General features: G+C 56.8%; 20 protein-coding genes. 4 read left to right on the top strand and 16 right to left on the bottom strand.

Annotated elements, in window-relative coordinates; translation table 11 throughout:
- Positions 1–88: 88 nt before the first annotated feature.
- The gene (locus ACXKZD_RS05915) at positions 89–1,036 is read left to right on the top strand and encodes a sugar-binding transcriptional regulator (protein ID WP_010258017.1); all 948 of its coding nucleotides are present in this window, start codon (positions 89–91) and stop codon (positions 1,034–1,036) included.
- Positions 1,037–1,171: 135 nt separating this feature from the next.
- Here ACXKZD_RS05915 and hisP read toward each other — a convergent pair whose 3' ends face one another.
- The 15 genes from hisP to ACXKZD_RS05840 form a co-directional block, all read right to left on the bottom strand.
- Positions 1,172–1,945, bottom strand: coding sequence for a histidine ABC transporter ATP-binding protein HisP (hisP, locus tag ACXKZD_RS05910; protein WP_010258014.1), 774 nt, complete (start codon positions 1,943–1,945; stop codon positions 1,172–1,174).
- Positions 1,946–1,953: 8 nt separating this feature from the next.
- Positions 1,954–2,670 carry an ABC transporter permease gene (locus tag ACXKZD_RS05905; RefSeq protein ID WP_010258010.1) on the bottom strand — a complete coding sequence of 239 codons (717 nt, stop codon included), beginning with the start codon at positions 2,668–2,670 and terminating at the stop codon, positions 1,954–1,956.
- Positions 2,663–3,352, bottom strand: coding sequence for a histidine ABC transporter permease HisQ (locus ACXKZD_RS05900; protein ID WP_010258006.1), 690 nt, complete (start codon positions 3,350–3,352; stop codon positions 2,663–2,665). The genes ACXKZD_RS05905 and ACXKZD_RS05900 overlap by 8 nt, the downstream gene beginning before the upstream one ends.
- A 179-nt stretch (positions 3,353–3,531) precedes the next feature.
- Entirely contained in the window at positions 3,532–4,314 is a 783-nt protein-coding gene (gene argT / locus ACXKZD_RS05895; RefSeq protein ID WP_010258004.1) for a lysine/arginine/ornithine ABC transporter substrate-binding protein ArgT, read from the bottom strand.
- Positions 4,315–4,573: 259 nt separating this feature from the next.
- Positions 4,574–5,143, bottom strand: coding sequence for a UbiX family flavin prenyltransferase (locus ACXKZD_RS05890; protein ID WP_010258003.1), 570 nt, complete (start codon positions 5,141–5,143; stop codon positions 4,574–4,576).
- A 112-nt stretch (positions 5,144–5,255) separates the two neighbouring features.
- The gene (gene purF, locus ACXKZD_RS05885) at positions 5,256–6,773 is read right to left on the bottom strand and encodes an amidophosphoribosyltransferase (protein WP_488981938.1); all 1,518 of its coding nucleotides are present in this window, start codon (positions 6,771–6,773) and stop codon (positions 5,256–5,258) included.
- 37 nt (positions 6,774–6,810) lie between these two features.
- Complete coding sequence (gene cvpA / locus ACXKZD_RS05880) at positions 6,811–7,296, bottom strand: colicin V production protein (protein WP_003854265.1); 486 nt, start codon at positions 7,294–7,296, stop codon at positions 6,811–6,813.
- 265 nt (positions 7,297–7,561) lie between these two features.
- The gene (gene dedD / locus ACXKZD_RS05875; RefSeq protein ID WP_010257997.1) at positions 7,562–8,344 is read right to left on the bottom strand and encodes a cell division protein DedD; all 783 of its coding nucleotides are present in this window, start codon (positions 8,342–8,344) and stop codon (positions 7,562–7,564) included.
- Complete coding sequence (folC, locus tag ACXKZD_RS05870; RefSeq protein ID WP_488981937.1) at positions 8,334–9,602, bottom strand: bifunctional tetrahydrofolate synthase/dihydrofolate synthase; 1,269 nt, start codon at positions 9,600–9,602, stop codon at positions 8,334–8,336. Before folC ends, dedD begins: the two co-directional genes overlap by 11 nt.
- 94 nt (positions 9,603–9,696) lie before the next feature.
- The gene (accD, locus tag ACXKZD_RS05865) at positions 9,697–10,611 is read right to left on the bottom strand and encodes an acetyl-CoA carboxylase, carboxyltransferase subunit beta (protein WP_010257992.1); all 915 of its coding nucleotides are present in this window, start codon (positions 10,609–10,611) and stop codon (positions 9,697–9,699) included.
- Between the two features lie 144 nt (positions 10,612–10,755).
- Positions 10,756–11,418 carry a DedA family protein gene (locus tag ACXKZD_RS05860; protein WP_010257990.1) on the bottom strand — a complete coding sequence of 221 codons (663 nt, stop codon included), beginning with the start codon at positions 11,416–11,418 and terminating at the stop codon, positions 10,756–10,758.
- Between the two features lie 29 nt (positions 11,419–11,447).
- A complete protein-coding gene (gene truA, locus ACXKZD_RS05855) occupies positions 11,448–12,251 on the bottom strand; it encodes a tRNA pseudouridine(38-40) synthase TruA (RefSeq protein WP_008926481.1) in 804 nt (267 codons plus the stop codon).
- A 2-nt stretch (positions 12,252–12,253) separates the two neighbouring features.
- A complete protein-coding gene (locus tag ACXKZD_RS05850; RefSeq protein ID WP_346464864.1) occupies positions 12,254–13,261 on the bottom strand; it encodes an aspartate-semialdehyde dehydrogenase in 1,008 nt (335 codons plus the stop codon).
- Between the two features lie 302 nt (positions 13,262–13,563).
- A complete protein-coding gene (pdxB, locus tag ACXKZD_RS05845) occupies positions 13,564–14,697 on the bottom strand; it encodes a 4-phosphoerythronate dehydrogenase PdxB (protein ID WP_488981936.1) in 1,134 nt (377 codons plus the stop codon).
- A 55-nt stretch (positions 14,698–14,752) separates the two neighbouring features.
- Entirely contained in the window at positions 14,753–15,532 is a 780-nt protein-coding gene (locus tag ACXKZD_RS05840; RefSeq protein ID WP_010257982.1) for an AraC family transcriptional regulator, read from the bottom strand.
- A gap of 97 nt (positions 15,533–15,629) precedes the next feature.
- On the opposite strand from ACXKZD_RS05840, the gene ACXKZD_RS05835 reads away from it, so the two are divergent.
- Together ACXKZD_RS05835 and flk are read left to right on the top strand one after the other, a co-directional pair.
- The gene (locus tag ACXKZD_RS05835; RefSeq protein ID WP_064690259.1) at positions 15,630–16,529 is read left to right on the top strand and encodes a DMT family transporter; all 900 of its coding nucleotides are present in this window, start codon (positions 15,630–15,632) and stop codon (positions 16,527–16,529) included.
- A 182-nt stretch (positions 16,530–16,711) separates the two neighbouring features.
- Complete coding sequence (flk, locus tag ACXKZD_RS05830) at positions 16,712–17,761, top strand: flagella biosynthesis regulator Flk (protein ID WP_488981935.1); 1,050 nt, start codon at positions 16,712–16,714, stop codon at positions 17,759–17,761.
- 1 nt (position 17,762) lies between these two features.
- On the opposite strand, the gene ACXKZD_RS05825 is transcribed toward flk, so the two are convergent.
- The gene (locus tag ACXKZD_RS05825) at positions 17,763–18,206 is read right to left on the bottom strand and encodes a rhodanese-like domain-containing protein (RefSeq protein ID WP_010257974.1); all 444 of its coding nucleotides are present in this window, start codon (positions 18,204–18,206) and stop codon (positions 17,763–17,765) included.
- Between the two features lie 87 nt (positions 18,207–18,293).
- On the opposite strand from ACXKZD_RS05825, the gene pdxR reads away from it, so the two are divergent.
- Entirely contained in the window at positions 18,294–19,718 is a 1,425-nt protein-coding gene (pdxR, locus tag ACXKZD_RS05820; RefSeq protein ID WP_488981934.1) for a MocR-like pyridoxine biosynthesis transcription factor PdxR, read from the top strand.
- Positions 19,719–19,771: the final 53 nt, after the last annotated feature.

Genomic DNA, 19,771 nt, shown 5'->3' with positions numbered 1-19,771 from the left:
TTTGCTCCCATTCCGGGCTTTTGCTCAGTTAGTGCTTTTCGACCCGCACGGCGTTAAGATGTCCCCTCAAATTCGACGGAACATCGTGATGAGCAGAGAAGAAAAAAAGCAGGAGCTGGCCGCACGTGCCGCATGGATGTATTACGTCGCAGGCGTGACACAGCAGGAGATTGCGCAGGCATTGGGATTGTCACGACAGGTAGCGCAGCGGCTGGTATCCAGTGCACGTGAAATGGGCATGGTGAACGTAAAAATTGATCATCCCGTCACACACTGTCTGCAGCTGGCGCGTGAGGTACAGGCGAAGTTTGGTCTGGATTTGTGTCGCGTTGTGCCATCGGCCAGTCTGAATGATGAGGCTATTCAACAAATGCTGGCAGTTGAAGGCGCGGCGGTGATGACACAATTCATCAATGAGGAAACGCCTCAGGTGTTCGGTATTGGTTCCGGTAAAACCCTGCGCTCAATGATCGATGCGCTACCCTGGGTTGATCGCCCGCAGCATCATTGCGTTTCCATGATTGGTGCCATCGCGCGGGATGATTCCGGTACACGCTATGACGTACCGTTGAAGATGGCCGAAAAGATGCAAGGTAAGTATTTCTTTATCCCTGCGCCCTTATACGCCGACACCCCAGAGGATAAAGCGATGTGGGTTCAGCATAAGGTTTACCAGCGCGTCATTGATCGCGCATTACAGGCGGACGTGGCTTTTGTGGGTATTGGCGAAGTGATGCCGGGCTGTCCTTTGAATGCCGAGGGATTCATCACAGATGCGCAGGTCGAGGCGCTAAATGGGCGCGGCGTGGTGGGCGAAATGCTCGGTCACTTTTTCAATCAGCAGGGTGAGCGGGTATGGGGCGAAACGGATGAGCTACTGACCAGCGTGCGACTGGAAAGCCGGACTCAGCGTAAAATTATTGGCTTTGCGGGTAGCGAGCGCAAGTATCCAGCAATCCGTGCCGCATTACAGGGCGGCTGGGTATCGGGACTGGTGACCGATGAGGATACGGCGCTGAAGCTACTGCAAAAGTGATATCTCAGCATGGATGCAGAGTGCGAGGGCAGAACGCAGAGATGACGCAAAATCTCAAACGCGGCTCGCACTTATTCTGCGCAGGGCACGTTACGCCGGTGCCCTGATTCCCTCACCTTAACTAACATCTAACCGTTACTTCAGCGATCCCTTGAGGAACTGCTGTAAACGCGGGCTTTTCGGACTGCCGAACAGTTCCGCAGGCGGTCCCTGCTCTTCGATTTTACCCTGATGCAGGAAAATGACATGGCTGGAGACGTGACGGGCAAACTCCATCTCGTGGGTCACGACCACCATGGTTTTGCCCTCCTCAGCCAGCTTCTGCATGATGCGCAGTACTTCCCCGACCAGCTCCGGATCAAGCGCCGAAGTGGGTTCGTCAAACAGCAACACCTCTGGCTCCATCGCCAGCGCGCGCGCAATCGACACACGCTGCTGCTGACCGCCGGAGAGGTGAACCGGATATTTTGCCTGTGCCCGCGCATCAATCCCGACTTTATCGAGGTATTTGATGGCACGCTCACGCGCCGCCGCTTTACTCAGCCCCAGCACCTGAATCGGGGCTTCCATCACGTTTTCCAGCACGGTCATGTGACTCCACAGATTAAAATGCTGGAACACCATGGTCAGGCTGGTACGTAACGCGCGCAGCTGCTCTTTGTCAGCCACTTTGAGCTGACCATCTTTGTCACGGACTAAGGTGATTTGTTGGTTATTCACCATGATGCTGCCTTCACTCGGTTTTTCGAGGAAGTTGATGCAGCGTAAAAAGGTACTTTTCCCTGAGCCGGACGATCCAATGATACTGATCACATCGCCCGCTTTAGCAGTTAACGAGACCCCTTTCAGCACTTCATGTTCACCGTAACGCTTATGCAATTCGGTGACGCTTAATTTATTGTCAGCCATAGTTCTACTCAATGCGATGAAGAGGGTTTCACGTGGGCCAGCCAGCGACGTTCCGCCAGGCGGAACAGGCTGATCAACACGTAAGAGATAATCAGGTACAACACAGCCGCCAGACCAAAGGCGGTAAACGGCTGATAGGTCGCCGAGTTAATATCCCGCGCGATTTTCAGCAGATCCGGCACGGTGGCGGTGAAGGCCAGCGCCGTGGAGTGCAGCATCAGAATCACTTCGTTGCTGTAGGCCGGCAGTGCCGTTCGCAGCGCCGATGGCAGGATAATGCAGCGATAGAGTTTAAAAGTAGAGAAGCCGTACGCCCGTGCCGCCTCAATTTCACCGTGTGGCACCGAGCGAATCGCACCGGCAAAAATTTCCGTGGTGTAGGCGCAGGTGTTGAGGGTGAAGGCGAGCAGCGTACAGTTCAGACCACTGCGGAAAAAGGCATTCAGCAGTTCAGTGCCTTTCACAATCTCCAGCGTGTACATGCCGGAGTAGAACACCAGCAGCTGCACATAGAGCGGCGTGCCGCGAAAGACGTAGGTGAAGAGCCAGACCGGAAAGCTGATAAACCGGTTAGGGGAAACCCGCGCTATCGCCAGCAGGATTGCCAGACATCCGCCAATGGTGACCGAGAGGATCAGCAGCCACAGGGTGATAGCTACACCGGTAAAACGATAACCGTCAGTCCAGAGCAGCGATTTCCAGTATTCCTGAATAATATCAATCATAACTCGCCCTCTTCACACCCACCGTATAGCGCCGGTTCAGCCACCACAGCACACCGTTTGACAGCGTGGTAAATACCAGATAAATCACACCGGCCACAATGGCGAAGTAGAACGGCTGCCAGGTACTTTTTCCTGCCAGCTGCGTCGCCTTCACCACATCTTCCAGCCCCAGCAGCGAGACCAGCGCAGTGGCTTTCAGAATCACCTGCCAGTTGTTGCCGATGCCTGGCAGCGCGTAGCGCATCATGGCCGGAAACAGAATGCGGCGGAACACCTGCGCGCCGGTAAAGCCAAACGCGGTTGCTGCTTCAATCTGCCCCTGAGGCACGGCCATAAAGGCGCCGCGGAACGTTTCGGTGAAGTAGGCACCATAGATAAAGCCGAGCGTGATGATACCGGCAACCATCGGGTCGATATCAAACTGCGCCATACCCAGCGCATCGGTTATCTGGTTGAGGACAATCTGCAGACCGTAGAAGATCAGCAGCATCAGTACAAGGTCTGGCACGCCACGAATCAGCGTGGTGTAGCCTTCAAAAATCATCGCCAGTGGCCGGCTGCGCGACAGTTTCGCGCCTGCGCCAATCAGGCCCAGCAGCACTGCCAGCACGACGGAAGTGAGCGCCAGTTCCAGCGTCACCAGCGTGCCCCGAAGAATTACATCAGAATAGCCATACAGCATCGAGAGGGTCCTGTCGTGGGGTGAAAACGAAACGCTGCCCGCAAGCGAGACGGGCAGTTTAGCTTTACCTCTCTGTTGCAGATGCCATCCGCCATTAGCGGAAAAGAACCCGATTCTGCACCTGGCAGAACCGGCTCAGACCCGGCAAAACGGACACAGAGGGTAAAGCGACAGGATGGTTAGTCGCCGTACACGTTGAAATCGAAGTATTTCTTCGCAATCTTGTCGTAGGTGCCATCTTTACGCATGTCAGCAAAGGCTTTGTCGATGGCGGCTTTCAGTTCGCTGTCATCTTTACGCAGTCCCATGCCGGTACCGACGCCAAAAATCTTGTCATCTTTCACGGCCGGACCGGCGAAGGCGTAATTTTTACCGACCGGCTGCTTCAGGAATCCTTCGCTGGCCTGCACTTCATCCTGGAAGGCAGCATCAATACGACCGGCATTCAGATCCTGATAGACCAGATCCTGGTTTGCATAAGGTGTGACGTTCACCCCTTTTGGCCGCCAGTTCTGATTGGCGTAAGTTTCCTGGGTGGTGCCCTGCAGCAGACCGATGTTTTTGCCTTTCAGGGACTCAATGGTCGGCTCAATTTTCGATCCCTTCGGCGCGACTAAACGCGCGTTAGCGGCGTAGAGTTTTTCCGAGAAGGCGATCTCTTCCTGACGTTTCGCTGTGATGGAAAGTGAGGAGATGATGGCATCAATTTTCTTCGCTTTCAGCGAAGGGATCAGCGCATCAAAGTCGCTCTCAACATAGGTACATTGGGTATGAATACGTTTACAGATTTCGTTAGCGAGGTCGATATCGAAGCCCACTAACTTGCCTTGCGCGTTTTTCGACTCAAACGGTGGGTAAGTTGGATCTGTGCCGATACGGATTGAACCCGGAACCGCCGCGAAGACGCTGGCAGCACTGGATAAGCCCAGCATCAGGGAAAGAGCCAGAACACGCTTTTTCATAGATTACCCTCAAGTGAAGTGCTTTTTGTTATGTGGTTCGTGATGTGTTTGCGCAAAGTAATTTGCATGTTTCATGCCAGTTCTGCAAGTTAACCACGCTGTTAGCGTGATGTCAGACAGGCGAAAACGCTGTGTTTGTGAGGGGAATATAGCAGTGAAGTAAAAGAGAAAAAGCGACGTTGTTAACTTTTGGTGCGTCAAATGCACGAAGAGTGATCCGAGGCGCGCTTATGCACTAAATAAGTGCGCCAGCGGAACTTTATGCACCCTGCCAGCGCGTGAAGAGATCTTCCGATAATTCGATATCAAACTGGTCGATAACCCGGTTAACGGTCTGATCGATCAACTGATCGATCGTTTCAGGCCGATGATAAAATGCCGGCACGGGTGGCATGATAATGGCACCCAGCTCTGCGGCGGTGGTCATCATTCGCAGATGCCCAACATGCAGCGGGGTTTCGCGCACGCACAGCACCAGCTTACGCTGCTCTTTTAACACCACGTCAGCCGCACGGGTCAGCAACGAGTCACTGTAACTGTGGACGATGCCAGAGAGCGTTTTCATTGAGCAGGGTAAAATCGCCATGCCCAGCGTTTTAAACGATCCAGATGAGATATTTGCTGCAATATCGCGCACGTCATGCACCACATCGGCCAGCGCCTGCACGTCACGCAGCGAATAATCGCTCTCCAGTCCCAGCGTCTGACGCGCCGCCTGACTCATAACCAGATGCGTTTCTACTTCTTCCACCTGCTGCAACACCTGCAGCATGCGCACGCCATAGATCACCCCGCTTGCGCCAGAGATGCCAATGATGAGTCGTTTCATATTCCAACCTTATTTCAGCCAATGGGCCATCATACGCGGCCTGCGGGTTTCTGAAAACAAACAGGGCGGGATTGCTCCCGCCCTGTTTTATGCTGCCCGCCTGCTGAAGGTATCAGCCTTCGTTGTGCAGCTCGAGGTTTTCGACTTCGTTCTGCCGCTGAAGCGCTTTGGCATCATCATTACGCAGCGACTCGAGATACTCCAGATATTGCTGATCGACATCTTTCGTCACGTAAATGCCGTTGAACACCGAGCACTCAAATTGTGCAATGTCCGGATTCTCTTCGCGAACCGCTTCGATCAGATCGTCCAGATCCTGGAAGATCAGCGCATCGGCTTTAATCAGCTGGCGAATCTCTTCCACTTCACGGCCATGCGCAATCAGTTCCGTGGCGCTGGGCATATCGATACCGTAGACGTTCGGGAAACGAATTTCCGGCGCCGCTGACGCCAGATAAACCCTTTTTGCGCCCGCTTCACGCGCCATCTCAATAATCTGCTCTGAGGTGGTACCGCGAACAATAGAGTCATCCACCAGCAGCACGTTTTTATCACGGAATTCGGCGCGGTTAGCGTTGAGCTTGCGGCGCACCGCGCTGCGGCGTAACTGCTGGCCCGGCATGATAAAAGTACGGCCAACGTACCGGTTCTTCACGAAGCCCTGGCGATAGGGTTTGTCGAGAATACGTGCAATTTCCAGCGCGATATCGGTGGAGGTTTCAGGAATCGGAATCACAACGTCGATATCGAGATCTTCCCACTCGCGCGCAATTTTCTCACCCAGCTTGGTGCCCATACGAACACGGGCGCTGTAGACCGAGATTTTGTCGAGGAAGGAGTCGGGACGCGCAAAATAGACATACTCGAACAGGCACGGATTGCTTTTCGGATTTTCAGCGCACTGGCGGGTAGACAGCTGGCCCGCCTCAGTCACATAAACCGCTTCACCCGGTGCAACGTCACGGATGAACTCAAAGCCCAGCGTATCCAGCGCCACGCTCTCGGAGGCGACCATATATTCGGTGCGGCCATCAGTGATAACGCGCTTGCCCAGCACCAGCGGACGGATACCGTTAGGATCACGGAAGGCGACCATGCCGTGGCCGATAATCATCGACACTACCGCATAGGCTCCGCGCACCTGCTGATGCACGGCAGCAACCGCAGCAAAGATGTTGTCGGCTGTCAGCGGATCGTTTTGGAAACGATCTAACTCCTGCGCAAAGATGTTCAGCAGGATTTCAGAATCTGAGGTGGTATTAACGTGACGGCGGCCCTTTTCAAACAGGTGCTTACGCAGCACATGGGCGTTGGTCAGGTTACCGTTGTGCGCCAGGGTGATGCCATACGGGGAGTTTACATAGAATGGCTGCGCTTCAGAGGCACTGGAGCTTCCCGCGGTTGGATAACGCGCGTGACCGATCCCCATATTGCCCTGCAGACGCTGCATGTGGCGTGCTTCGAAAACGTCGCTGACCAGGCCGTTTGCCTTTCGCAGGCGAAAACATTTCAGCGCATCGATAGTACAAATGCCTGCGGCATCCTGCCCGCGGTGCTGGAGCACCGTTAACGCGTCATAGATCGACTGGTTGACCGGCATGAAACCGGTGATACCGACAATACCGCACATGTTGTCATTTCCTCATTAAGCCGCACTCCCGGTCACATCACCGGGGTAAAAAACTCGACGTGCTTTTCAGGTAATCAAAAAACCACCTGATTATATAACTGAACTCGGGAATGAGTTGAGACTGTTGCCAGTCCGGACTTTTGGAAAACCCAGTGAATGTATCGAGGAAGAACAGCAAAGCGGCTACGATCAGCACACCACGCAATGCCCCGAAACAGACGCCCAACACCCGGTCGGTTCCCGACAGGCCGGTTTTTTCCACCAGCGTGCCGATAACGTAGTTCACAATGGCCCCCACAATCAGGGTTGCCACAAACAGCACACCGATGGCGATACCGTTACGAACCAGTTCGTCGTCAAAACCTGTAAACCAGACTGCAAGGTAGGCGTAGTAATGACTGGCGACAAAAAACGCGCATCCCCAGGTAACAAGAGATAAGGCTTCACGGACAAACCCACGGACCAGGCTGACCAGAGCCGAAAAACCAACTACCGCAATAATGACGTAATCAATCCAGATCATGAACTCTTCCAGCGCCAGTGCAATTGCACCCCTGCATCCAGTTCGGGGCGCATTCTAACAGAAAAAGAAAACGTTTGCGTAGCGGTTTTCTTTTTCTGCATCCATAAAAAAGGCGATGAAAAAAAACGCTATCGCCCGGGTGATTCTCAGCCGGACAGGCCGTTGAAAATCGTCAATTTTTTTCGCGGCAGCGCGCATTAAACGCGCTGCCTGAGGGGTAAAAGACGCTGCCTGTTACTGCTATCGGCAGCGCCAATCGCCCGTTTTAGCGGGCGCTGTAGGGTTTCACGACACCGCCCAGTCCTGAGATACTTTTCAGCTCGCCAACCGCACTCTGCATTTTGGCTTTCGACGCATCAGGCCCAACGTAAATGCGGGTGATCTGACCCTGTACTGGCGTTGAAGGAACGGTAAAGGCGCGATAGCCCGACAGCCGCAGCTGCGCGACAATCTCATTCACTTTGCTGGCGTTTTTCAGCGCACCTAACTGCACCACATAAGCCTGCCCTGCCGGCGCTGTCGTCTCTGCAGTTTTCGGCGGCTCTTCCTGCTTCGGCTGTTCGACCACTTTAGGCTGTTCAACCGGTTTAGGTTTAGGCTGCTCCACGACTTTTGGCTTCTGCTGTTCGACCGGCTTCTGCTTAGGCTGCTCTGTTACTTTCGGTTTCTGCTGCTCAACGACCTTCGGCTTCGTCACCGTCTGTGCGGGCACAGACTGATGGACCGGCGGCGGCGAGACCACTACCGGATCGCTCTCGTCTTCCGGTTGAGTCCGACCCTGCTCTGCCGTAGCGTTGGTTTTACCGTTGCCATTGCTGCTGCTGACCGCATTGCCCGCGCCTTCCGGCGGCTGTGCCGGCAGCGACTGGGTTACCGGCGGCACCATTTCGCTGTCCTGCTGATCGTCAGGTTTCGGCACCAGCGGAATGGCGGCGAACTCCTCTTTGTAATGCTTTTTCTGACCATCCAGCAGCCCTGGCAGCACAATCACGCCAACGGCGACCAGAATAACGGTGCCGACTAAACGGTTCTGAAACTTACTTGCCACGTCCTTTCTCCGTTTCAATCGATTCCATGACCTGTGCAACGGTGTGGAATGAACCACAGACCAGCACAATGTCCTGCGGCGCTGCCCTCTGGCGTGCCTGCTGCCAGGCGAGCTCAACCGAACTAAAAGCCTCGCCCTGCGGCAGGTTGTTCAGCAGTTGCTCAGCACTGGCGCCGCGCGGACCCTCGAGGGGCGCGCAGTACCAGGCATCGACCACCGGTGCCAGCGCCGCCAGCGTTCCGGCGATATCTTTATCATGCAGCATGCCCACCACGGCATGCACTTTGCCGCGTTTCGGCAGTGCAGCCAGCCGCGACGCCAGATATGCTGCCGCATGCGGGTTATGGGCGACATCCAGAATAACGCGCGGTGATTCGCTGAGGGTCTGAAAACGGCCTGGCAGCATCGCCAGCGGCAGGCTGGCGCGAATCTGCGCCTCACTGACCTCAAGCCCGGAGACCCGCAGCGCCACCAGCGCGGTCGCCGCGTTAGGCAGCGGCACCTGCGGCAGCGGCAGATCGTTCAGCTCACCTGTCGCATCACGCAGTGACCAGCTTTCTGCCTGCGCATGCCACGACCAGTCACGGTTGCGCTGCAACAGCTGCGCACCTTTTTCCTGTGCGACCACGGCAATACTCTGCGGCATATCTGGTTCACCCACTACCGCAGGTTTTCCCGCCCGGAACACACCGGCTTTTTCACGCCCGATGCTTTCGCGATCCGGGCCAAGCCAGTCGGTGTGATCGAGTGCAATGCTGGTGACCACCGCGACATCGGCATCCACAATGTTTGTCGCATCCAGCCGTCCACCGAGGCCGACTTCGAGGATCACGACATCCAGCTGCGACTGGCGGAACAGATTCAACGCAGAGAGCGTGCCAAATTCAAAATAGGTCAGCGAAATATCTGCACGTCCGGCTTCAATCTCCGCAAAACTGGCGCAGTGCTGCGCTTCACTCAGCTCCTCTCCCTGAACCCGAACGCGCTCGGTATAGCGCACCAGATGCGGTGAGCTGTACACGCCAACGCGGTAACCCGCGGTGATCAGCAGCGTTTCCAGGGTGCGACAGGTGGTGCCTTTGCCATTAGTACCGGCCACGGTAAAGACAAAAGGAGCGGGTTTCAGCAGGTCGAGACGAAGCGCTACCTGACGAATACGGTCCAGACCCAGTTCAATGGCCTGAGTATGCAGGTGCTCAAGATAATAAAGCCACGTGGCCAAAGGCGACGTGGCTTGGGGAAGGTGAAGATTGTCCATATGTCCCGTTTTGCTTATTTATACCTGGCAGGCTGCTGCTGCGGTATACGGTGCATTGGTAAGAGGTGCTTTGGACGCACCTCTCTATCTCCTGTCAGGCCTCGTTGCTTTCCGATTCAGTCGTCGCCGGAGCGGACTGTTCACCATCATGCAGCGGTGCCGGCAGGTTCATCATTTTTGCCAGCAGGCTTGCCAGTTTGTAGCGCATTTCCGGACGGCGAATGATCATATCAATCGCGCCCTTTTCAATCAGGAACTCACTGCGCTGGAAGCCCGGCGGCAGTTTTTCACGCACGGTCTGCTCAATAACGCGTGGGCCGGCAAAGCCAATCAGTGCTTTAGGTTCCGCAATATTGAGGTCGCCCAGCATGGCAAAACTGGCCGAAACACCACCCATAGTCGGGTCAGTCAGCACGGAAATATAAGGCAGACCGCGCTCACGCATTTTTGCCAGTGCCGCACTGGTTTTCGCCATCTGCATCAGCGACTGCAGCGCTTCCTGCATACGCGCCCCGCCGCTGGCGGAGAAGCAGATCAGCGGGCAGTTATCTTCTAACGCCTGCTCAACCGCACGTACAAAACGCGCACCGACCACAGAGCCCATTGAACCGCCCATAAAGGCAAACTCAAAGGCTGCCGCAACAACCGGCATGCCGTGCAGCTGACCTTTCATGACCACCAGCGCATCTTTCTCACCGGTGTCTTTCTGGGCCGCGATCAGACGATCTTTGTACTTTTTGGAGTCACGGAACTTGAGCAGATCTTTAGGTTCAAGTTCACTACCCAGCTCAACCATCGTGCCCTGATCGAGGACACTGCCGAGGCGCTCACGGGCGTGCATCCGCATGTGATGGTCACACTTCGGGCAGACCTCAAGATTACGCTCCAGCTCGGCGCGGTAGAGCACCTGACCACAGCTGTCACACTTGGTCCAGACCCCTTCCGGGATACTGGCTTTGCGCACAGGCGTTCCGGTGCTTTTATTAAGAATGCGTTCAATCCAGCTCATTGATGACCTTTCTGTTTAAAACTGACCTGGTCCAGTCGTCTTGATACTGCTGAAAACCGCTTCAGCAGACGGTAAATGTCGCTCATTAAACCACAACCTGTTCAGACTGTGGATAAAAATCTGGTCTTACCCCTGAGCGCAGCCTTACGGCTGCTTCTGCTGCTTAGCCTGACGGCGATGACGCCAGACTTCAATCACACCTGGCAGAATCGAGACCAGGATAATGCCCACAATCAGCAGCTTCAGGTTTTCCTGCACCACCGGCAGATCGCCAAACAGGTAGCCGGCATAGGAGAACAGCAGCACCCAGAGCAGCGCACCCGTTACGTTGAACAGCGCGAAGTGGCGATAGGACATATGGCCCATACCGGCAACAAACGGCGCAAAGGTTCGCACGATCGGCACGAAGCGCGCCAGGATAATGGTTTTTCCGCCGTGACGGGCATAAAACGCATGGGTTTTATCCAGATGGCTGCGACGGAAAATCTTCGAGTTCGGGTTACTGAACAACCGTTCGCCAAACAGGCGGCCAATGGTGTAGTTCACTGCGTCGCCCAGAACCGCGGCCACCACTAATAATGCCACCATCACATGCACATTAAGATCGTTACCCGGCAACGCCGCCAGTGCGCCCGCCACAAACAGCAACGAGTCACCCGGCAGGAAGGGCGTCACCACCAGACCGGTTTCGCAGAACAAAATCAGGAACAAAATAGCGTAAATCCAGATACCGTACTGTGCAACCAGTTCGGCAAGATGCACATCAATGTGCAGAATAAAATCAACCAGAAAATGGAGAAACTCCATGGCGCGCCCTTTTAAGTCCTGAAAGTGAATTAATCCGCGAGGAACAACGGTCCCATCGACGGCTGTGGTAACGCAAAGTGGGATGGGTAATCCACCGCCACCAGATACAACCCCTCTGCCCGGGCTGTGGCTGCGGCTAATGTCCGATCCTTCGCCGCCAGCAGCGTTGCCATCCATGACTCCGGCTTATTGCCGCAGCCTATCTCCATCAGGCTGCCCACGATATTGCGCACCATGTGATGCACAAAGGCATTGGCTTTGATATCCACAATCACGTAGGGACCCTGACGCGTCACGTTGAGGTGAATCACGTTGCGCCACGGTGTACGCGACTGGCACTGCACGGCTCGGAATGAGGTGAAATCATTCTCGCCTAACAAACACTGCCCGGCGCGCTGCATCTTCTCTGCATCCAGAGGATGGTAAAAGTGCGTCACGCCCTGCGCCAGCACCGCCGGACGCAGACGCTGATTGTAGATCAGGTAGCGATAGCGTCGGGCCGTGGCGCTGAAGCGGGCATGAAATTCATCCGGCACCGCTTTCACCCAGCGCACCGCAATATCCGGCGGCAGATTAGCGTTGACGCCCAGCGTCCAGGCGCCATCAGGCCGCTGCGAGGTGGTCTCGAAATGGACCACCTGCCCCGTCCCGTGTACACCTGCATCGGTGCGGCCAGCACAAAAAATACTGACCGGATGATCGGCGACTTTCGACAGCGCGCGTTCTACCTTCTCCTGCACGCTGCGGACTTCATTCTGACGCTGCCAGCCGTAGTAACGGCTGCCGTCATACTCGATGCCGAGCGCCAGTTTTTGCGTCTGACCATCGGACATGGTTACAGATACTCCTGAACCAGTTTCTCAGCGGTTTTCACCGCCATCAGTGCGCCGCCAAAACGAATGTTGTCCGCCACTGACCAGAACTGCAGCATTTCGGGGATACCGTAGTCGTTGCGCACAGCGCCGATGCTCAGTTCGCCGTTGCCTGAGGCATCCGTGACCGGCGTCGGCACTTCATCCTCTTCGCTCAGACGAATATCTGACGCCAGCGCCAGTTCGGCACGCGCTTCTTCAGCAGAGAGCGGGCGCAGGTTTTCGATATGCACAATCTGCGCATTACCGTAGAACACCGGAGCCTGTACGCTGCTGACCGCAATCGGTAAGCCTTCGTCCTGCAATACCTTACGCACCTGATCAATCAGGCGACGCTCACTCTCCACGCTGCCTTCTGCGTCGGCCTGTTGTGGCATCAGATTAAACGCCAGCTGACGACCAAAATGGTGTTCATCGGCCGGAAGACCGTTCAGCAGGCGGGCACTTTCCCCGGCCAGCGCATCAACAGCCACTTTGCCGTAGCTGGAGACTGAGATCAGGTTAGTCACCTGTAAACGACTCAATCCGGCCGCATCCACCAGCGGTTTAATTGCGGTCAGCAGCTGGCTTACCAGGTTGTCCGCCACGCTGATGATGTTGCGATTGCGATAATCTGCCAGCACCTGCGGATTCACATCTGGCACCACCAGCGGCACATCGGGTTCCAGCGCAAACAGCTCGCTGCTGTCGATCACCAGACAACCGGCATTGGCCGCTTCCTCGGCAAAGCGCGCCGAGGCGTCACGTCCCGCCACGAAAAAGGCCAGCTGCGCCTGTGACCAGTCGAACGTCTCCGCATTTTCGACCCGCACCGAGCGGCCTTCGAAACGTTTGATTTCGCCCGCGCTGTTTTCGCTGGCCAGCAAATATAATTCACCAACCGGGAACTGGCGTTCCGCCAGCAGTTCCAGTACAGCGTTCCCTACTGCGCCTGTCGCGCCAAGTAGCGCAATATTCCAGCCGTCAGACATGTTGGTTTACTCCAGACAATGACATAAAAACAGAAGGCGGTGATATTCACCGCCCAGGGATTCAGATTTATCCCCGTCGTCTTTCACGTTGCATCTTTGTTGGCTGCGTTCACTCACCCGAATCACTTACCTGAGTAAGCTCATCGGGATTCGTTCTCTTGCCGCCTCAATGCAACCCGAAATCCATTGGGTATATCCCCCCAGAACCCGCCGTCATGCAGACATGCCAGCAGCGCGCGCCTTCCGTTCACTGATTAATTCAGTGCGGAAACCGCGCCAGAGCGCCTGACCTGCAGCGCCCGCTATTTCGGGGAGATGATTGCGTTAAAGCCCAGCTGGTTCAGCAGCTCAGCGGTTGTGGCGTCATCGCAGTTCACCTGCAGCGATGACCACTCGCGGCGCTCCTGATACTGCTTGCGCAGGCGATCAAACTCGCCGGGTTTCGCCGCCACTTTACGCAGGGGGGCATCATCGCGGCGCACATCATACACCAGATGCGCCAGGCGTTTCAGCGTTGGCTGATCCAGCGGGCCATTCAGGGTGATTTCACTGAATTCCGGCACCGGCAGTAAGGTACTGAGCGGCACCTGCTGCGGCTGACCAATAAAGTCGCACCAGGCTTCAAACACCTGGGTGGTGCCGCGCGCTTTGCCTTCCAGCGTGTAGCCCGCGATGTGCGGCGTGGCGATATCGACCTTATCCAGCAGCGCCAGCGACAGATCCGGCTCCGGCTCCCAGACATCCAGCACGACGCTAAGATCGTGCCGCATTTTCAGCACCTCCAGCAGCGCGCTGTTGTCCACCACCGGGCCGCGACAGGCGTTGATCAGGATAGTATTAGGCTTTAGCGCCATCAGCAGCGCCGCATCCGCCAGATGCCAGCTTTTATACGGGCCCTCTTTAAACAGCGGCGTATGGAACGTCAGAATATCAGCCTGCTCTGTCACAGCCTCCAGCGACAGGAAATCCCCCTCGTCACCGCGATCGGCGCGCGGCGGATCGCACAGCAGGGTTTTGATGCCCCAGGCCTCAAGACGCTTTTGCAGTCGCCCACCGACGTTACCGACGCCAACGATGCCGACAGTGCGGTCACGCAGCTGGAAACCATCGCGTTCCGCCAGCAGCAGCAGCGCAGAGAAAACATATTCCACCACCGCAATGGCGTTACAGCCGGGTGCGGCAGAGAACGCAATGCCCGCCTGCTGCAGCCAGTTCTCGTCGACATGATCGGTGCCCGCCGTGGCGGTTCCGACAAATTTCACCGGCTTTCCTGCCAGCAGGGCCTCATTAACCTGGGTGACTGAGCGCACCATCAGGCCATCGGCATCGGCCAGTTCAGCCACCGGCAGCGGACGCCCCGGCACCGCGACCACGTCGCCGGTAAGGCTGAATAGCTCACGGGCATAAGGCATATTTTCATCGACCAGAATTTTCACCACGGCTTTCCTGTCAGTTACATATCAGGCAATTATTCTGGCACAAAGCGACGCGTTAGCCTAACCGTGCACGGTAGCGTTCGGGCGTGGTTCCCGCCTGTTGCTGGAACATCACAATCAGCGCCGAAGCTGAACTGTATCCCAGCTCATGGGCGATGCTCTGCACGCTTTCCCCCTGCTCCAGCAGCACAATGGCGCGCAGAAACCGCAGCCGCTGCCGCCACTCGCCAAAAGTCATATGAAGCTGCTGCTGGCAGCGCCGCGCCAGCGTCCGTTCAGTGGTAAAGACCCGCGCCGCCCAGCCTGCCAGCGTGGTGTTATCGCCCGGATGCGCTTCCAGCGCATGTAAGACCGGCGCCAGAAATTTATCGTCAGAGGTGGGCAGATAGCTCTCCTGTACCTGCGCCAGCTGCAGGCGATCGCGCAGCACCTCGCACAGCCGCCACTGCGCATCCGTTTCGGGTTGCTCGATTTGCTGCTCAGCAAACTCATCCATAATGGCATGTGCAATGGGATCGACCAGCAGCAGGCAGGCGCGCCGGGGCAGATCGGCGCATAACGGGGCCGCCAGATTAAAGGTACGGAACTGTGCCTGACGATGGTTATAGCTACTATGAAGCTGACCCGGTGGGATCCAGACCGGAATATCTGCCGGTGTCAGCAATCGCTCACCCTCGACCTGCATCTCCAGTACGTGGCTTTTCACCATAATGAGCTGACCCCAGGCATGCGCATGCGGCAAATATTCGGTGCGGGCATTGGCCTGCTCATAACGCATAAAGTAGCGCAGTTGCGGCGCGTCAAGGGGCGGCTGGTAGATCACTTTCAGGGTCATTCTGTCCGCTCCACAACTAATTTTGTCCGATATTAACTATCTGAATAAATCCGGACAAGCGTACACTGCGCCTCATTATGGCGTGTGGAGAGTCAGCATGTTTTTCCTGTACCCGCTCTTTGCGGTAATAATCTGGTCGATCAACTCAATTGTCAGCAAACTCTCGGCGGATGCGATCGATCCGGCGGCGATCTCATTCTACCGCTGGTTACTGGCGCTGCTGGTGCTGACGCCCTTTGTGCTGCCCGGCGTGTGGCGCACGCGTCAGGTCATTAAACCGCACCTCTGGCGGCTGGCGATCCTTGGCCTGCTCGGCATGGTGCTCTATCAGAGTCTCGCCTACTACGCAGCACACAGTGTCAGCGCACTCTTTATGGGCATTATCGGCGCCCTCATCCCCCTGCTCACCGTACTGCTGAGCGTGGTGATCCTGCGGATTGCGCCGACGCTGGGCATCCTGCTCGGCAGCATCATCTCCTTTACCGGTCTGGTGTGGCTGGTCAGTGAGGGCAACGTGATGCAGCTGCTGAATCACGGTCTGGGCAAAGGTGAACTGCTGATGCTGGCCGCCTCCGCCGCCTATGCGCTGTATGGCGTGCTGACACGACGCTGGGCACTGCCGCTGCCGATCTGGCAAAGCCTGTATGTGCAGATTTTATTTGGTGTCGTACTGCTGTTGCCTGGTTTTCTGCTGGCCCCCGAGGTGGCGCTTAACCGGCACAACCTGCCGCTGGTGGCCTTTGCCGGTCTGTTTGCTTCGATCATCGCGCCGTTCCTGTGGATCCACGGTGTGCAGCGTCTGGGTGCCAGCACCACCAGTATCTTTATGAATCTGATCCCGGTATTTACCGCGGTGATCGCGGTGATTTTCCTGCATGAGCAACTACACAGTTACCACTGGATTGGCGGTGGTCTGACGCTTGGCGGTGTGATACTGGCTCAGCGGCTGCGTACCCCCTTATCCCGCCGTAAACCGGTGAGCCACCCACAGGCCTGAATAGCGCGGCTGTGGCGAGTGAGGGTGCTGTTGAGGATGGCAGTGAAGAAAGGCTACAGCTGAAGCGTAAATCTCGCGCCGAAACGCATGTCCCCCGTGGGATTTCCCGGGGGCTTTTGCTATCATGGCCTATTCATTTTCCGGCGCACCCCACGCTGTTCTGTTTTCCCAAGGAATCCGCCATGCAACCACTCAGCGGCCCCGGTGTGCCGGTCGGCGATCGTTCATCTGTCAATCCGCAAACTGGCGTAACGCGTCACGGTTCAGTGGCCGGTGAACAGCCCCTCTCCCCTGCGCAGCGCACGACGTTAGAACGCCTGATCGTGCGTATCTCATCGCTCAGTAATCTTAAAGCGCCTGAACTGTGGGCGGGCGTACGCCATGAAGTGGGCGTAAAGAGTGAAGCGGAGTTGCAGTCGCGTCATTTTCCGGCAGCGGAACAGTACCTTAATGGCCGCCTTACGCAGACGCAAAATGGGCATGCCACACGCCAGCTGATGACCCAGCTCACCGATCTGCTGCCGAAAGGGAATAACCGTCAGGCCGTCAGCGACTTTATCCGTCAGCAATTTGGTCAGACCGTACTGAGCGCGCTGAGCCAGGATCAGCTGCGCCAGGTGCTGACGATGCTGCAGAACGGGCAGATGACGATTCCTCAGCCGCAGCAGATCCGCGTCAGCGATCGCACGCTGCTGCCTGCCGAGCACCATACGCTGAATCAGCAGGTGGTACGCCTGGCCGCTGCCACGGGCGAATCCACCGGTAAGCTGTGGACGGCTGCGCTGAAACTGGTCAACCTCACCAGCGGTGATCCCATCCCGTCGCGCCACTTCCCGCTGCTGACCCAGTATCTGCAGGTGCGCCAGACGTTGAGTCAGCACAGTGCACCGACGCTGCAATTGCTGGAAGCGTCCCTGAAACAGCCGCTTGATCAGCAGGAGCGGCAGCAACTGGAGGATTACAGCCAGCAGCGTTTCCAGGCGACACCGCAGACGGTGCTCACCGTAACGCAGACCCAGGATCTGCTGAACTTCCTGTTCAGCCGGCGCGCCGACCGGGCAGAAAAACTTCTCGAACAGCCGCTGGCTGCCAGCGAGATAAAACCCCAGCCGATCTGGTCACCCTTTGTTGCGTCGCTGCCGCCCGCGATTCAGCCTCTGGCAGAGCGCCCCCTGCTGGGCTTCTTTGTCGCACTGATCGTCATCACCCTTTTACTCTGGGTGGTCCTCTGAGTTAACAGCCACAGAATGCTTTGGGCGCGGCGACTGGCCATTCGCCCGGTGCATCACCCCAGGTCAGCGGATGACCGTCACGTTTCCAGAAATCCAGCCCGCCAATCAACTCCTTCACCTGAAATCCCAGCGAGGCCAGTTTCCAGGCCGCTTTCGTCGAGCCGTTACAGCCAATGCCGTCACAATACGTGACATAAACTTTGCTGCGATCGAGCCGGGCCGTCGTAGTGGCATCCATCTCGCGATGCGGAAAGTTGATCGCGCCGCAAATATGCCCGGCGCGATAAGCCTCCGGCGCGCGAGCATCGATTACCACGATATCCGGGATTTGCCGTTCCAGATCTTCCGCCAGATCCCAGGCGTCGGTGTAAAAAGCGAGTTTTGCCTGCAGATAGTCGAGGCTTTGCTGCGGGGTGGCAGCCGGAATTCGTAAAACCGATGACATAGCGATTCTCCTGTTGTGGTGAGTCTGCAGTTTACGGCAAAGTGGACTGCTTACTGATACCCATTCCCCATCAGGTATAAGACCCATATGTCTTCACCGTTATTACAACTTTTCCAGCATCAGACCAGTGGCGGCGTGCGCGAGCGGCTCTGCTCTACCCTGCGACTGGCGATCAACCGGCACCATCTGCATGCTGGTCAGCAGTTGCCGTCCAGTCGGCAGCTGGCGCAGGATCTGCGTCTGTCACGTGTGACGGTGGAAGCGGCCTACGGACAGCTGGAAAGTGAAGGCTATCTGCGACGCGAGACCGGTCGCGGTACTTTTGTTGCCATCATCATCCCCACCCACTCATCATCATTTCCGGCCCGGCCTCAGCCCGTCCGTTTCTCAGCGCGGGGCCAGCAGGTACTGGCAACCGGTGGCTGTCAGAATCCCCCTTTTCCCCATGCATTCGCCGCCGGTTCACCGGAGTTACGCGCTTTTCCCCATGACACGTGGCGACGCCTCGGCAGCAGCGTGCAGCGTTCACTGGGCAGTGCCGCAATGGGATACGGCGATCCCTGCGGCTACCTGCCGTTACGCAGCGCACTCGCGGATTATCTGGCACTTTCCCGGGGCGTGGCATGCCAGCCGGAACAGGTGATCATTCTGACCAGTTCACAACAGGCACTGCAGTTACTGGCAATGATGTTCGTCGATCCCGGTGATGAGGTATGGATGGAGGAGCCGGGCTATCCTGGTGCGCGTAACGCCTTTCTGGCTGCCGGCGCACAGGTGCGCGGGATTGAGGTCGATGCCGAAGGTGCCATCCCCGCCAGCGGCAGTGCAAAACTGATGTATCTGACGCCATCGCATCATTATCCTACCGGCGTGACGCTGAGCCTGACGCGACGCCTGGCGTGGCTGGACTGGGCGCAGCGCAACCGGTGCTGGCTGATCGAAGACGATTATGACAGCGAATTTCACTACGACGAACGTCCTATCCCTGCGCTACAGGGACTGGATCGCCATCAGCGGGTGATTACGCTGGGCACCTTCTCGAAGTCGCTGTTTCCCTCCCTGCGGCTGGCCTGGATGGTGGTCCCGCCCGCGCTGATTACCCCCATAGGCCAGGCACGCAGCGTGCTGGATGGACACAGCGCCCTGCTGCCGCAGGCTGTCACCGCCGCCTTTCTGCAACAGGGACATTTCGCCAGCCATCTGCGGCTGATGCGTCAGCTCTATCGCAGCCGTCGCGATCTGCTGCTGACGCTAATCGCTCAGCAACTGTCGCCGTGGATCACGCCGATTGTCAGCAGCGGCGGATTACAGGTAACTGTCAGACTGCAACAGGATGAAGCGCGATTAAGCGCACTGGCGGCTCAACAGGGTTTGCTGCTGCCGCGTCTGAGTCCGCTTTATGCCGGGCCTTCGTCTCAGCAAGGCTGGATGCTGGGCTTTGCCGCACTGACGCCTGACGAGATTGTGGCAGGATGCGATACATTGCTGCGGCTGCTGCAGCGTGAGGGCTAAAACGGAGGGTTGAACGAGGTAAAGCGGATGGGCTGTAAAACAAAAAGGGCCGG

This window comes from Pantoea sp. ABR1s (assembly GCF_057812235.1).
This window is presented reverse-complemented; position numbering and strand designations above follow the sequence as displayed.

What these genes read in the sequence shown, in the direction of transcription:
- ACXKZD_RS05915 (WP_010258017.1), top strand. Translation starts at nt 89, where the DNA reads ATGAGCAGAGAAGAAAAAAAGCAGGAGCTGGCCGCACGTGCCGCATGG.
- hisP (WP_010258014.1), bottom strand. Translation starts at nt 1,945, where the DNA reads ATGGCTGACAATAAATTAAGCGTCACCGAATTGCATAAGCGTTACGGT.
- ACXKZD_RS05905 (WP_010258010.1), bottom strand. Translation starts at nt 2,670, where the DNA reads ATGATTGATATTATTCAGGAATACTGGAAATCGCTGCTCTGGACTGAC.
- ACXKZD_RS05900 (WP_010258006.1), bottom strand. Translation starts at nt 3,352, where the DNA reads ATGCTGTATGGCTATTCTGATGTAATTCTTCGGGGCACGCTGGTGACG.
- argT (WP_010258004.1), bottom strand. Translation starts at nt 4,314, where the DNA reads ATGAAAAAGCGTGTTCTGGCTCTTTCCCTGATGCTGGGCTTATCCAGT.
- ACXKZD_RS05890 (WP_010258003.1), bottom strand. Translation starts at nt 5,143, where the DNA reads ATGAAACGACTCATCATTGGCATCTCTGGCGCAAGCGGGGTGATCTAT.
- purF (WP_488981938.1), bottom strand. Translation starts at nt 6,773, where the DNA reads ATGTGCGGTATTGTCGGTATCACCGGTTTCATGCCGGTCAACCAGTCG.
- cvpA (WP_003854265.1), bottom strand. Translation starts at nt 7,296, where the DNA reads ATGATCTGGATTGATTACGTCATTATTGCGGTAGTTGGTTTTTCGGCT.
- folC (WP_488981937.1), bottom strand. Translation starts at nt 9,602, where the DNA reads ATGGACAATCTTCACCTTCCCCAAGCCACGTCGCCTTTGGCCACGTGG.
- accD (WP_010257992.1), bottom strand. Translation starts at nt 10,611, where the DNA reads ATGAGCTGGATTGAACGCATTCTTAATAAAAGCACCGGAACGCCTGTG.
- ACXKZD_RS05860 (WP_010257990.1), bottom strand. Translation starts at nt 11,418, where the DNA reads ATGGAGTTTCTCCATTTTCTGGTTGATTTTATTCTGCACATTGATGTG.
- truA (WP_008926481.1), bottom strand. Translation starts at nt 12,251, where the DNA reads ATGTCCGATGGTCAGACGCAAAAACTGGCGCTCGGCATCGAGTATGAC.
- ACXKZD_RS05850 (WP_346464864.1), bottom strand. Translation starts at nt 13,261, where the DNA reads ATGTCTGACGGCTGGAATATTGCGCTACTTGGCGCGACAGGCGCAGTA.
- ACXKZD_RS05840 (WP_010257982.1), bottom strand. Translation starts at nt 15,532, where the DNA reads ATGACCCTGAAAGTGATCTACCAGCCGCCCCTTGACGCGCCGCAACTG.
- ACXKZD_RS05835 (WP_064690259.1), top strand. Translation starts at nt 15,630, where the DNA reads ATGTTTTTCCTGTACCCGCTCTTTGCGGTAATAATCTGGTCGATCAAC.
- flk (WP_488981935.1), top strand. Translation starts at nt 16,712, where the DNA reads ATGCAACCACTCAGCGGCCCCGGTGTGCCGGTCGGCGATCGTTCATCT.
- ACXKZD_RS05825 (WP_010257974.1), bottom strand. Translation starts at nt 18,206, where the DNA reads ATGTCATCGGTTTTACGAATTCCGGCTGCCACCCCGCAGCAAAGCCTC.
- pdxR (WP_488981934.1), top strand. Translation starts at nt 18,294, where the DNA reads ATGTCTTCACCGTTATTACAACTTTTCCAGCATCAGACCAGTGGCGGC.